Source organism: Aeromonas sp. WP2-W18-CRE-05, from assembly GCF_014168615.1.
Taxonomy (GTDB): domain Bacteria; phylum Pseudomonadota; class Gammaproteobacteria; order Enterobacterales; family Aeromonadaceae; genus Aeromonas; species Aeromonas caviae.
The window spans coordinates 759,406-772,500 of the sequence record NZ_AP021917.1; the positions used below are offsets into that span (position 1 = coordinate 759,406).

A 13,095-nucleotide genomic window follows, 5' to 3' on the forward strand; every position below is an offset into this window, starting at 1 on the left:
AGTGTCCATGTCTGTCTCAAGCGTCCCGGCTTGCGAGCCAGGTCAGGTTGTCCATCCTCGTCTGCGCTGGTTTCTCTCCCTCGCCCTGATGTCGGCCCTGCTCAACAGCAGCGTGCCTACCCCGCTCTATCCCCATTACCAGGCGGCGCTGGCTCTGAGCGATCTCGGCCTCAGCCTCATCTATGGCGGCTATGCGGGGGGCGTGCTCATCGCCTTGTTCGGGGTGGGCAACCTGGCAGGACGAGTGGCGGATCTGCGCACCCTGATCCTGCCTGCCCTGGTGGCGGTCGGGGGCGGGGCCCTGCTCTTCTCCCTGGCCGACAGCTTCTGGGCCCTTTTGCTGGCGCGGCTGCTGGCCGGGATTGGCACGGGCAGCCTGACCGGCGCCGCCAATGTGGCGCTGCTGCGTTTTGGCCCCAGGGATGGGGGCAAGCGAGCGGCCCTGAGCGCCACATTATCGTTCACCGCCGGGCTGGCTCTTGGCCCCGTGTTCAGCGGGCTGGCGCTGCAGCAGGATCTCTACCCGACCACGCTGCCGTTTTTGCTGATCCTGGGGATGGCGGCCTGCGCCATCGGGGGGCTGGTGTTGAGCTGGCCCAAAGGGGTGAGGGCGACGAAGGCCGCCCCGAGCGGGCAGGGTGGCGGATCCCTGGGAGAGGGGCTCAGGGCCACGGGGGCCGGGTTCTTCCTTTGCGCCCTGGCACTCTTCACCGCCTGGGCGGTGGCGGCCAGCTTGCTGGCCATGGGTCCCAAGGTGGTGAGCGAGATACTGGGCATGACGGATCTGGGGCTGTTCGGCTACCTCGTCGCGGCCTATCTGGTCTTCTCCGGGCTTTGCCAGCTCTGGGCCCGTCGCCTCGATGCCCGCCATACCCTGCAAAGCGGCGTGCTGGCCCTGGCGCTGTGCGTGCTGCTCTTTGCCGGGGCCGTTCACGGCCTGCCCAGCTGGCTGGCGGGACTCGGGCTGCTGGTGGCGGGTTATGCCCAGGGGGCCGTGTTCGTGGGCAGTGCAACCCTGATCAATCGCATCGCGCCCCCGGCCAGCCACGCGCGGCTGCTCTCCCTCTTCTATGTGATCGCCTATGTGGCGAACTGGGTACCCGTGTTGCTGGGCTGGGTGAGCGACGGGGCCGGTCTTGGCGTCGCGCTGGATCTGCTCTTCGTCGGCAGCACCCTGACAAGCCTGGGGTTGGCCTGGGCGGTGTCACGGCGGCGCTTCGAACCCGCTGTGTGACAGGGCATCACCCATCGACCAGGACGACGCTCCCGGCATCCAGGTGGTGCATCCACTCCCGCAGGATCAGCAGGGCGGCGGCGATGCGCCTCTCCCTCGGCAACTGGGCCGATGCCAGGGGATCCCCCTCCACCATGGCGGCAAGCTGGCCGAACAACCGCTCAATGTTTTCCCGGCTCTGCACCCGGTTGCCTAGCACCTCGGTCAGGGGCTCCGGGCTTTGCAGGTGCAGCACGGGGTGGGGCGGGATCCGTGCCGCGAGGGGCATCAGCACATCCTCCACCACCATGATGGCCTGCTCAAGCTCCAGGGGCGTCGGCGGATCCCGGCGAAAGGGTCCCGGGGTCAGAGCATCGAGCCCCAGTGTCAATGCAAATGTCTGGCTGGTGCCATCGGCCGCGGTGAGCGCGACCTGGCTTCGGGTATTGCCCAGGCTCAGCAAAATGGTGTCGTGATGCTCTCTGGTCATCTGGTGTGCTCCCGGCGTTGATGCCCCATGGATACACCCGCACGGGGCGGATTGGCGAGTCATTTCGCCCCCCATTCGGGCATCAGGGGTTGCAAAGATCGCCATTAATGGCAATCTGGACGTCCAAACGTCTTTAAAGGAGCCCTGACATGGATATTCGTATCGTCCCCCGCGCCCTCGTACTCGCTCTCTCTCTGGTGGGGGCGAGTGCCCTTGCCAACGAGGCCCTGGTGTTCCAGACCGACTTCGGTCTCAAGGATGGCGCCGTCTCGGCCATGAAGGGGGTCGCCTTCGGGGTGGACCGCACCCTGCCGCTCCATGACCTGACCCACGAGATCCCGGCCTACAACATCTGGGAAGCCTCCTACCGCCTCTATCAGACCCTGCAATACTGGCCCGCGGGCACCGTCTTCGTCAGCGTGGTGGACCCCGGTGTCGGCACCGAACGCAAGTCGGTGGTACTCAAGACCAGGAGCGGCCACTACATCGTCAGCCCGGACAACGGCACCCTGACCCTGGTGGCGGAGCACTTCGGCATCGAGGCGGTGCGCCAGATAGACGAGAAAACCAACCGCCTCAAGGGCTCCGAGAAGTCCTACACCTTCCACGGCCGCGACGTCTACGCCTACACCGGCGCGCGCCTCGCCTCCGGTGCCATCAGCTTCGAGCAGGTGGGGCCTCTGCTGCCCGCCGAGGTGGTGACCATCCCCTATCAGCCCGCGGTGGCCGAGCAAGACGGTACCCTGAAGGGCACCATTCCGATCCTGGACGTGCAGTACGGCAACGTCTGGACCAATATCGACGACAGCCTGCTGACCAAGGCGGGTATCCACAAGGGGGACAACGCCTGCATCAGGATCAGCGAAGGGGATGCGCTGAAATACGAGGGCAAGACCCCCTACGTCAGCAGCTTTGGCGATGTGCCGGAGGGCCAGCCCCTGGTCTACCTCAACAGCCTGTTGCAGGTGTCGGTGGCGCTGAACATGAACAGCTTCGCCGCCAAACATCAGGTGCAATCCGGCGCCAATTGGCATATCAGCCTGAAGAAGTGCAACTAGACGCTGCCAGCGGGTGCTATCCGGTACAAACGGGCATATCAGCCTGAAGAAGTGCAACTAGACGTTGCCATCGGGCGCTATCCGGTACAAACGGGCATAGCAGTCTGAAGACGTGCGGCTAGATAGAGGGGAGAGCTTCTGTCGGCGATGTGTCTCTTGGGGCGGTGGGACTGGTGTCCACCGCCCCTTGTCGTTGGCGGTGGCGTCTTGCCGGGCCAGCCGGTTATCTCATCATTTGTCATCCTCGTTTAATAAAGCGCTGCCATGCTGTGGCCGGACGCCGTGATGACGCAATGATTGCGCCGAGATAACAAGGAAAAGCCGATGAGCCGTTTTGACGAGAAAGACAGTGCCAACCACCCCCGCGAGCAGGAGCCGGCATTCAACCGCCTCATCGAGGCGGGCCTGAGCCGCCGTGGCTTCCTCAAAGGGGTGGGCGCCGCCAGCATGGTGGCCTTCTTTGCCGCGAGCCCCGTGGCCCAGGCCGTGGCTGCCGCCACCCGGCCGCTGCTTGGCTTCCAGGCCGTGCCCGCCTCGGTGGCCGACACCATAGTGGTGCCGCCCGGCTACAAGGCCGAGGTGCTGATCGCCTGGGGAGATGCCCTCTTCCCCGATGCACCCGCCTTTGCCCAGGGCAATGATGCCAGGGCCCAGGCCCGCCAGTTTGGCGACAACAACGACGGCATGAGCTTCTTCTCCCTGGGCCCGGATCGCGCCCTGCTCGCCGTCAACAACGAATACACCAACTACGAATACCTGTTTGAAGATGGTGGCAAGACCCTCAGTGCAGAGGCTGTCGCCAAGGCTCAGGCGGCCCACGGGGTTTCCCTGGTGGAGCTGGTGCGCATCGATGGCAAGTGGCAGGCCAACCCCAAGGGGGCCCTCAACCGCCGCATCACCGCCACGACCCCCATGACATTGAGCGGCCCGGCGGCGGGCCATGCCCTGCTCAAGACCCAGGCCGATCCCGAGGGGCGCACCGCCCTTGGCACCTTCAACAACTGCGCCAATGGCCAGACCCCCTGGGGCACCTACCTCACCTGCGAGGAGAACTTCAACGGCTACTTCGGCAGCGAGGGCAAGCCGGAGCTGGACCAGCGCGCCGCCCGCTACGGCTTGGCCGCCGAGGATGCGGGCTTTGGCTGGCACAGATTCGACGAGCGCTTCGATCTCGCGAAGCATCCCCAGGAGCCGCACCGCTTCGGCTGGGTGGTGGAAATCGATCCCCGCGATCCCGCCTCCACCCCGAAGAAGCGTACCGCCCTTGGCCGCTTCAAGCATGAGAATGCGGCCTTCACCATCAACCAGGATGGCCGCGCCGTGGTCTACCTCGGCGACGACGAGCGGGGGGAGCACATCTACCGCTTCGTCTCGAAGAACAAGGTGGCGCCGGGCAACGATCCTGCGAACCGGGATCTGCTGGATGAGGGCACCCTCTATGTGGCTCGCTTCGAGGCGAGGGAGGGGGAGCTCAAGGGCACCGGCCAGTGGCTGCCCCTGGTGCACGGCGAGCACGGTCTGACCCGGGAGAACGGCTTCGCCGATCAGGGGGAGGTGCTCATCTTCGCCCGGGAGGCGGCGACCCGGCTCGGCGCCACCACCATGGACAGGCCCGAGTGGGTGGCCGTGCATCCCCACAGAGCCGAGGTCTACTGCACCCTGACCAACAACAAGAACCGCGGCCTCAAGGAGAACCAACCTCTCGATGGCGCCAACCCCAGGGCCGAGAACCCCTATGGCCAGATCATCCGCTGGCGCCCGATGGGGGACGATCACGGGAGCGACAGCTTCGAGTGGGATCTCTTCCTGCTGGCGGGCAACCCTGGCGTGCACAAGGAGGGGCTGATGGCGGGCAGTGCCAACATCCATCCGGACAACATGTTCAACAGCCCGGACGGCATCGGCTTCGACGAGGCGGGGCGGCTCTGGATCCAGACCGACGGCGATTACTCCAACGAGAAGCAGTTTGCCGGCATGGGCAACAACCAGATGCTGTGCGCCGATCCCGCGAGCGGCGAGGTGCGCCGCTTCCTGACCGGCCCCGTGGCCTGCGAAATAACGGGCCTCACCTTCACGCCAGACTGGCGCACCCTGTTCGTCGGGGTGCAGCACCCGGGGGAGGAGGGGGCGCCCTCTCATTTCCCGGACGGCGGCAGCGCCATTCCCCGATCCGCCGTGTTGCGGATCACCCGGGACGATGGCGGCATCATCGGCGCCTGATGGCCCGGAATAACCGCTTGGCCCGTGATGACAAGAGCCGCCTTCGGGCGGCTTTTTTTGTGGGTGTGGCGGGCGGGAGACAAAAAAAGACCGGGTACGGGACCCGGTCAAAGAACCCGCGCATTCAGGGAAGAAGTGCGGGCGTTCAGGCTTGGTGGCGGGGCCGGGCATCGGCCCTCGATCCGGTGTCGGGGTGAGTGGCGTCACCCCGGCGTCAAGGCGGGCTATTCGCGCTCCAGTGCGTGGATGGGATCCAGCCTGGCGGCCCGGCGGGCCGGGGCGAAGCCGAAGATCACCCCGATCAGGCTGGCGCAGAGGCAGGCCACCCCCATGGCGGCAAGGGAGTAGCTCATCCGGACGCCGCTGCTGAAGTGGTCGAACAGTTGGCCCAGCACCAGGGAGAGGACGATGCCGAGCACGCCCCCCAGCAGGCAGATCAGCACGGCTTCAATGAGGAACTGCTGCTGGATGTCCCGGGTCCGTGCGCCGACCGCCATCCGCACCCCTATCTCCCGGGTGCGCTCGGTGACCGAGACCAACATGATGTTCATCACCCCTATGCCCCCGACGATCAGGGAAATGAGGGCGATGAGGGCGATCAGCGTGGTCAGGGTGGCGCTGGTCTGGCTGATGGTCTGGCGGATGCTGTCGGTGTTGAGCAGGAAGAAGTCCTGGCTGCCGTGGCGCAGGGTGAGCAGGCGGCTGATGCCGTCCTGGGCGGCGTCCAGGCTCACCTCGTCCCGTACCCGCACGCTGATGCTGCGCAGATGGCTCTGCCCCAGCAGGCGGCTCATGGCGGTGGTATGAGGGATCCAGACGTTGAGGGTCTCGTCGCTGCCAAAGCCGCTCTGGTTCTTGATGGCGACCCCGATCACCCGGCAGGGCAGATCCCCCAGCAGGATCACCTGGCCCAGGGGGGACTGGGTCGGGGCGAACAGCTTGTCCCGGGTGTGCTCGTCGATCACCACCTCCTGGGCCAGGCTCTCCTCGCTCTGGCGATCAAAGCCCATGCCCTGGGCCAGGCGATAGCCCCTGACCTGGAAGAACTGGGCGCCGACGCCGTTGATGGTGCCGGAGACGGCGGTGTTGCCAAGGCGCAAGGTGGCGCTGGTGCTGAGGCTGGGGGTGACGCTGTGCACGTAGTCCAGCCGGGCGATGGCCTCGGCGTCCCCGATCCGCAACGTCTGTATGGTAGCGGAGCGCATGTCCCCGAAGCCGCGGCCGGGGAACACCTCCAGGGTGCTGGTGCCCATGGCGTTGATGTTCTCCAGCACCCGCTCCCGGGAGCCCTGGCCGAGGGCCACCACGGTCACCACCGAGGCGATACCTATGATGATGCCGAGCATGGTGAGAAAGGTGCGCAGAGGCTGGGCAACCATGGCCTTGAGGGCCATCTGCAGGGCATTCCCGAGCCCCGCCATCAGCGGGGTCTTCCCCCTGGCGGACGTCTTGATGGCGGCCTGGGTCGCCTGGGGAAGGGCCTGTGGCTCGCGGGTGCGGCGATCGGCGATCACCCGGCCATCTTTCAGTTCGATGATCCGCTCGGCGTGGCGGGCGATCTCCATGTCGTGGGTGACGATCACCAGGGTGTGGCCCTGGCGGTGCAGGGTCTGGAGGCTCGCCATCACCTCGGCGCCGCTCTGGCTGTCGAGGGCCCCGGTCGGCTCGTCGGCCAGGATCACCTCGCCGCCGTTGATGAGGGCGCGGGCGATGCTGACCCGCTGCTGCTGGCCGCCGGAGAGCTGGCTTGGCTTGTGTTCGAGCCGGCTGGCGAGGCCGAAGCGGGTCAGCAGGGCCTCGGCCCGCTGGCGTCGCTCGGCCGGATCCAGACCGGCGTAGAGGGCGGGCACCTCCACATTGGTGCGGGCATCGAGATCCGCCAGCAGGTGATAACGCTGGAAAATGAAGCCGAAGTGCTCCCGGCGCAGGGCGGCGAGCTCGTCCCGGCTGAGGGTGGCAGTGTCGCGCCCGGCCACCAGATAGGCCCCCTCGCTCGGCTGATCCAGGCAGCCCAGCAGGTTCATCAGGGTGGATTTGCCGGAGCCCGAAGCGCCGACGATGGCCACCATCTCTCCACGGGCGATCGCCAGATCGATGCCATCGAGCACGGTGACGGTGCGCTCACCCTCTTTGAAGTGGCGGCGGATGCCCCGCAGTTGCAACAAGGCGCCCATGGTCACATCCCCATGGGGGGCGGCATGCCCCCGGCGGCGTTGCTCTGGCCTGCACTCACTTCGCTGACGATGACCCGCTCACCGGCGCTCAGGCCCGACAGGATCTGGGCATCCACCTTGTTGTTCAGGCCGACCCTGACCCGGCGCAGGCTGATCCGGCCTCCGTCGTCGATCACCCTGACCTGATCCCCCTGCAGGGCGATGGCCGGGATCACCAGCGCACTTTTGAGCCGGGCGACCACCAGATAGACCTGGGCCGTCATGCTGATCCTGAGCTGACCATCCTGGTTGGGCACCTCGAACAGGCCGTGATAATAGATGGCGCTGCTGTCGCTGCTGCTGGTGGTGGTGTCGTCATTGATGGTGTCGGGGGCGGGCTCGATGGCCCGCAGGGATCCCTCGAAGCGGCGCTGGCTGTTGCCAAGAATGGTGAAATAGACCGGCATGCCGACCCGGACGTTGATGACGTCGGCCTCGGAGATCCTGGCCTCCACCGTCATGGTGTCGAGCTGGGCGATCTTGAGCAGGGTAGGGGTGCTCTGGCTGGCGTTGAGGGTCTGCCCCTCCTCCACCGGCATGGCCACCACGGTACCGGAGAGGGGGGCCAGGATCCGGGTATACCCCAGGTTGACTCGGGCTGTGTCCACCGCGATCTCGGTCTGCACCCGCTGGGCGTTGAGGGCCCGGATATCGGCCAGGGTCTCGTCCAGGGTCGCCTTGGCGCTGTCATGGTCGGCCGTGCTGCCAAGACCTCTTGCGACGATCTGCTGCTGGCGCTGGTATGCCAGGCGGGCATTGCGAAGGGTGGCCTCTTTGGAATCCAGCTGGGCCTGGAGGTTGTCGCGCTGGGCCAGGGCATCCTTGAGGGCGTTCTGCTGGGGCAGATCGTCGATCTCGACCAGCAGATCCCCCTGTTTGACCTCCTGCCCCAGAGTCACGTGCAGCCGCTTGATCTGGCCAGACACCTGGGCGCCCACGCTCACCTGCTTGCGCGCCTTCAGGGTGCCGTCCGCCATGATGAGCTGCTCCAGATCCCGGCTCTCGGCGGTGGCGGTGATGTAGTCGCTGGCGGGCGCCTTGGCCTGGGGGCGCCAGGCCAGCAGCAGGGCGAGGGCGCACAGGGGCAGTAGCCAGAAGAGACGAGGGGAGAACGTGGGCATGACAACCTGTATCCTGAATGACGGTAACGGCGGCACTCTACCCCAGAGCCGGGTTAAGGCTCTCTGCGCCAAGCGTAAGGGTTTCGTAAAAATGGCTGCCAAGTGCGTGGCAAGCGGCGAAAATGGCCGCCGACAAGGGAGACCGCATATGAAGATCCTGCTGGTGGATGACGATGCCGAACTGGGCGCCATGTTGAGTGAATACCTCGGGGGAGAGGGGTTTGATACCACCCAGGTGCTGACCGGAGGGGAAGGTGTGCACCATGCCCTCTCCGGCCGTTACAGCGCCCTGCTGCTGGATGTGATGCTGCCCGACTTGAGCGGCACCGAGGTGCTGCGCCAGGTGCGCCAGCGCAGCCGCCTGCCGATCATCATGCTGACCGCCAAGGGGGACAACGTGGATCGAGTGGTGGGACTGGAGATGGGGGCCGATGACTATGTGCCCAAACCCTGCTATCCCAGGGAGCTGGTGGCCCGGCTGCGGGCCGTTCTGCGGCGGGTCAACGAGGGGGGGAGCGCAACCCCCTCGCCGGATGCCCTCATCCTGGGGGATCTGACGGTCACCCCGGCCAACCGGGTCTGCCTCTGGCAGGGGGAGCCGCTGGAGCTGACCGCCACCGAGTTCAACATGCTGGTGTTGCTGGTGCGAGCACCGGAGCAGGTGGTCACCAAGGACACCCTCTCCCTGCAAGGGGTAGGGCGCCCGCGGGAGGCCTATGATCGCAGCGTCGATGTGCACATCTGCAACCTGAGGCAGAAACTGCAGCAGAAGGCGGGGGAGGCCGTCACCATAGAGACGGTGCGCAGCATAGGGTACAAGATACGGTGATCCTCAAGGGACGTTTGTTCTGGAAGATTCTGCTGGGGTTCTGGCTGGCCATCGTGCTGGTCAGCCAACTGCTCTGGCTCGGTTTTCGTGCCGAGCGTGCTCCCCCGGAAGAGCACCTGGCCCAGCAGTTGGCGAGCCAGCATCTGGAGATGGCGGCAGCCGTGCTGGCAAAGGGGGGAATCGAGGCTGCGACGGCATTGAGCCAGGCCATGTCGCCGCCGTTGCTGCAGATAACACTCCTCGATGTCTCCGATGCGTCTCCCCGGCCAGCGCCCCGGGCATCCAGGTTGACAGCCTCCGGGGAACCTGGCCCGGGCAGCGTGCTGACACGCACCGTGATTGCCAGCGACGGGCAGACCTATCTGCTGCAGACCAGAGCGGACCCGCGTATCCTCCCCGGCGGGCCGGCTCCCGGCCCCCTCTCCTGGCTCAACATTCCTCCGCCCATGCTCTGGATTGGCGGCCTGGGGGGACTCTTGTTCAGCATTCTGTTCGCCTGGCACCTGACCCGGCCCATGAACGCCCTGCGGCGCAGCTTCGATCGGGTAGCCAGAGGGGATCTGGGGGTCAGACTCTGGCCCGCTCTGCGCTGGCGCCGGGACGAGCTCACGGAGGTGGCGAAGGAGTTCGATCTCATGGTGGAGCGGTTGCAGCAACTGGTCGAGGGGCGCGAGCAACTGCTTCACGACGTCTCCCACGAGCTGCGATCCCCCCTGGCCCGCATCCAGATGGCCATCGGCCTGGCGGAGCAGCGCCCGGAGAAGGCGAGCGACGCCCTGGCGCGGATCCGGCTCGAGACGGAGCGGATGGACAGGATGATAGGGGAGCTGCTGACCCTCTCCCGTGCCGAGCAGGGCCACGGGCTTGAGCAGAGCCACTATGACCTGCTGGCGCTGGTGGAGACCGTCGTCCAGGATGCCAGGTTCGAAGCCCAGCAATCCGGGGTCGAGATAGGGCTCGAGGCGGCGCTGGAGGAGGGTTGTCTCCTGCTGGGGCATGCCGAGCTGGTGCGCCGCGCCGTGGAGAACGTGGTGCGCAACGCCCTGCGTTTCTCGCAGTCGGGCCAGATGGTGAATGTTCGCTTGCTGCGCCTGGGCCAGGAGGTGCAGCTCTCCATCGCCGATCGGGGGCCCGGGGTGGGGGAGGGGAAGCTGGCGGGGATCTTCGACCCCTTCGTGCGCATCGGCTCACCCCGTATGGGCAAGGGCTACGGGCTCGGGCTCGCCATCGCCCGCAAGGCGGTGATTCTGCAGGGCGGCACCATCCAGGCGCGCAATCGCGCACAGGGGGGGCTGAGAGTGACCATGACGCTGCCCTTGCATGAGCCGTCCTGAGGTACGCGGCTCAGGCCTGAGTGGAGTAAAACCCCGGTAATGAAAGAGGGGGCCAAGGCCCCCTGCTCGTATCTGTTCCTCCGTGCGATTCAGCGCAGCGCCGCTGGCGGCGGCACCTCGGTGTAGCGCCCGTCTATTTCTCGCAGGTAGTAGTGACCCTCCCTGACGTAATAGCGGCGGCCATCCAGCTCCAGGGGGATGAGCCCTGTCTCTGCCACCACCAGGACCTGAGGAGGCGGGGAGACCACCACATAGTGGTTCTCCTGCCGGCGGTAGAAAATGCCGTCGAGCACATAGTAGGTGAGCCCGGCCAGCAGCAGGGTTTCCACCCCTCCCGGCAGCCTGTCGATGCGGTGGCCGAAGCCGGGGCTAGCCCCATGGCCGTACTGCGGGGCAGGGCTCTCCCATCCGCCCGGTCTGCCCATGTTCCCCGGACCCGCCATGGCGGGCAGGGCGATGGCCATGGCAAGCAGCCAGAGTGAAGGGCGGTGCAGACTCATCTCACTGCCCTTTGAGCGGCGCACCGGCGGGCTGGGGTTTGAGTGGCTGGGGCGGCAGTTCGCGCACGCTGACCGTGACCTCGTAGCGGGTATCCGGCTTGGCGGCATCAATGTTTTTGGACAGCGCCTGGACCAGGGCCTGGGGATCCGCACCCTGCTTGCTGGCGTGATAGAGCACGGAGGAGGGCGGTGTCATGGGACCTCCCTGGCGGGCGCCCATCGGGGGCGGCATCTCGCCGGCATGAAGGAGCGTGGTGCCCAGCAGCAGGGCAAGGGCGACAGGATAGCGTGACATGATGATGACTCCATTGATGGGAACGCCCCCATCAAACGCGACGCGTGCGCCCGGCTCAACCACCTTTACACCCTCTTTTCGCCCTCTTTACAGTTGTGACAACGGGCGCCGTGGCGCCCGTTGTGTGTCGTGAACCGCTCGCCGGATCAAAACTCGTTGGAGAGCGCCTTGTAACCCCTGACCAGGTCGATGTTGGTGTGAGCCACATCCTCGGAGAACTCGGTGGCGTCCACGGTGACGCGCGGGATCTGCGCCAGATCGCTCTGCTGATTGATGCGGGTGGTGGAGGGGACATAGAAGCCGGGGGGAATATCGCAGCCATCGACCACGGAGTTGTGACGCACCACGGACCCTTCTCCGATGTGGCAGTTGAACAGCACGCTGTTGAAGCCGATGAAGACCCGGTTACCCACTTCGCAGGGGCCGTGGACGATGCTGCGGTGGGCGATGGAGCTGAACTCGCCGATGGTGACGGCAGCGCCGGATTTGGAGTGGATGACGACGCCATCCTGAATGTTGGAGTTGGCGCCGATGACGATGGGTTCCATGTCACCACTCTCGTCCACTTCGTCTGCGCGGATCACGGCATAGGGGCCGACAAACACGTTCTCCTTGATGATCACCTTGCCACAGATGATGGCGGTCTTGTCGATATAGGCGGATTCGTCGATAACGGGCAGGTGACCTGAGGGATTCTTGCGGATCATGTTACGTCCTGTTGCTGATGAAATCGGGGAAACGTGGCGCGTCATGAAGGCCCGCCGGAGAGCCAGCTTACGCCTCTGATCCGGCAGGGGAAACCTTTTACTGGTCTGACCCACAGTGAGTAAGGCCATTTTGAGCGATTGTTCTTTGACTCCCTGTTATGGGAGCATGAGGGCGCAAAATGGGGCGCCACCGGGTGCAAAGAGATGAGGGGGAACGAGAGATGAAGCAGGTCATGGTATGGCTGGTGGGGTCGCTGTTGTGGATCTCCGCCGCCCAGGGCAAAGGCTATGCGGGGGAGTTTGACTATTACGCCATGGCACTCTCCTGGTCGCCCGAGCATTGCGCCATCAAGCCAGGGGATCGGGAGCAGTGCGCCCGCAAGCTGGGGTTCGTGCTGCATGGGCTCTGGCCCCAGTATCAGCGCGGCTACCCCGCCAGCTGCACCCGCGAGCGGTTGGATGCGGACATGGAGCAGCAGTTTGCCGGGCTCTACCCCAGCCGCTTCCTCTATCGCCATGAATGGGAGAAGCACGGCACCTGTTCCGGGCTGAGCCAGGAGGCATTTCACCAATTGGCCAGCGATCTGCGCCAGAAGGTGAAGATCCCGGCCGCCTATCAATCGCCGGAAGAGCCGCTGAGAAAAAACAGCTTCCAGCTCAAGGCCGATCTGGCGAGCGCCAACGAGTGGCTGGCCCCCGATAATATCACGGTGGCCTGCGCTGATGGGGGCCGCTTCCTGCGGGAGATCTACATCTGCATCAACCAGCAGGGGACGGATGCCGTTCCCTGCTCCGACGAGATGCAGAAGCGGGAGCGCCGCTCCTGTGGCCAGCCGGACTTCCTGCTGCGCAGCGTGCGTTGACACTTCACGTTCGGCCCTTCGCGGGCCGATGTGCCATGAACCTCAAGGAGCCTGATGGATGAAAGCCAAGACAGGATGTCTGGCCGGGAACTGGACAGGCGATATCGCCAGACGACGTGTCAGCATGTCAGGTGCGCTCTGCCGACTCAACCCGCCTCTGGCGCACAGCCAGACTCACCATCAGAAACAGGAAACCATCATATGACGCTCTTTGCCGAACTGGGGATGCGCTATCCCGTCATTCAGGCCCCC

13 protein-coding genes (1 of these 13 only partly in view) are annotated in these 13,095 nt (G+C 65.6%); 7 read left to right on the top strand and 6 right to left on the bottom strand.

The window, feature by feature from the left end:
• The first annotated feature begins 7 nt into the window (after window positions 1-7).
• Complete coding sequence (locus H7R73_RS03750; protein ID WP_103260779.1) at window positions 8-1,234, top strand: MFS transporter; 1,227 nt, start codon at window positions 8-10, stop codon at window positions 1,232-1,234.
• A gap of 7 nt (window positions 1,235-1,241) precedes the next feature.
• Here the strand turns inward: H7R73_RS03750 and H7R73_RS03755 are convergent, their stop codons facing one another.
• The gene (locus H7R73_RS03755; RefSeq protein WP_103260778.1) at window positions 1,242-1,703 is read right to left on the bottom strand and encodes a hypothetical protein; all 462 of its coding nucleotides are present in this window, start codon (window positions 1,701-1,703) and stop codon (window positions 1,242-1,244) included.
• 149 nt (window positions 1,704-1,852) lie between these two features.
• Here H7R73_RS03755 and H7R73_RS03760 point away from each other — a divergent pair, with 149 nt between their 5' ends.
• Window positions 1,853-2,761 (top strand): SAM hydrolase/SAM-dependent halogenase family protein, encoded by a 909-nt coding sequence (locus tag H7R73_RS03760; protein WP_103260777.1) that lies wholly within the window; start codon window positions 1,853-1,855, stop codon window positions 2,759-2,761.
• A gap of 324 nt (window positions 2,762-3,085) precedes the next feature.
• Window positions 3,086-4,981: a PhoX family protein gene (locus H7R73_RS03765; RefSeq protein ID WP_182951477.1), complete on the top strand. Its 1,896-nt coding sequence runs from the start codon at window positions 3,086-3,088 to the stop codon at window positions 4,979-4,981.
• Between the two features lie 224 nt (window positions 4,982-5,205).
• Here H7R73_RS03765 and H7R73_RS03770 read toward each other — a convergent pair whose 3' ends face one another.
• Both H7R73_RS03770 and H7R73_RS03775 read right to left on the bottom strand, forming a co-directional pair.
• On the bottom strand, window positions 5,206-7,155 hold the full coding sequence (locus tag H7R73_RS03770) for a MacB family efflux pump subunit (protein ID WP_103260775.1): 1,950 nt from the start codon (window positions 7,153-7,155) through the stop codon (window positions 5,206-5,208).
• A 2-nt stretch (window positions 7,156-7,157) separates the two neighbouring features.
• Window positions 7,158-8,315, bottom strand: a complete 1,158-nt coding sequence (locus H7R73_RS03775) for an efflux RND transporter periplasmic adaptor subunit (protein ID WP_103260774.1) — start codon at window positions 8,313-8,315, stop codon at window positions 7,158-7,160.
• Between the two features lie 148 nt (window positions 8,316-8,463).
• On the opposite strand from H7R73_RS03775, the gene H7R73_RS03780 reads away from it, so the two are divergent.
• Window positions 8,464-9,144 (top strand): response regulator transcription factor, encoded by a 681-nt coding sequence (locus H7R73_RS03780; protein WP_010672948.1) that lies wholly within the window; start codon window positions 8,464-8,466, stop codon window positions 9,142-9,144.
• Between the two features lie 14 nt (window positions 9,145-9,158).
• A complete protein-coding gene (locus H7R73_RS03785) occupies window positions 9,159-10,478 on the top strand; it encodes a HAMP domain-containing sensor histidine kinase (protein WP_232092734.1) in 1,320 nt (439 codons plus the stop codon).
• A gap of 89 nt (window positions 10,479-10,567) precedes the next feature.
• Here the strand turns inward: H7R73_RS03785 and H7R73_RS03790 are convergent, their stop codons facing one another.
• From H7R73_RS03790 to H7R73_RS03800, 3 genes are all read right to left on the bottom strand, one after another.
• Complete coding sequence (locus tag H7R73_RS03790) at window positions 10,568-10,978, bottom strand: DUF6515 family protein (RefSeq protein ID WP_103260772.1); 411 nt, start codon at window positions 10,976-10,978, stop codon at window positions 10,568-10,570.
• Window position 10,979: 1 nt separating this feature from the next.
• Window positions 10,980-11,273, bottom strand: a complete 294-nt coding sequence (locus H7R73_RS03795; protein ID WP_042015027.1) for a hypothetical protein — start codon at window positions 11,271-11,273, stop codon at window positions 10,980-10,982.
• Between the two features lie 146 nt (window positions 11,274-11,419).
• Window positions 11,420-11,980, bottom strand: coding sequence for a gamma carbonic anhydrase family protein (locus H7R73_RS03800; RefSeq protein ID WP_010672952.1), 561 nt, complete (start codon window positions 11,978-11,980; stop codon window positions 11,420-11,422).
• A 221-nt stretch (window positions 11,981-12,201) separates the two neighbouring features.
• Between H7R73_RS03800 and H7R73_RS03805 the strand changes: the two genes are divergently transcribed.
• Together H7R73_RS03805 and H7R73_RS03810 are read left to right on the top strand one after the other, a co-directional pair.
• A complete protein-coding gene (locus H7R73_RS03805) occupies window positions 12,202-12,843 on the top strand; it encodes a ribonuclease T2 family protein (RefSeq protein ID WP_103260771.1) in 642 nt (213 codons plus the stop codon).
• Between the two features lie 201 nt (window positions 12,844-13,044).
• On the top strand, window positions 13,045-13,095 hold the start of the coding sequence (locus H7R73_RS03810; protein WP_103260770.1) for an NAD(P)H-dependent flavin oxidoreductase. The gene runs 996 nt beyond the window's last position; 51 of the gene's 1,047 nt are visible here — the first part of the coding sequence; its start codon is at window positions 13,045-13,047; the stop codon falls past the right edge of the window.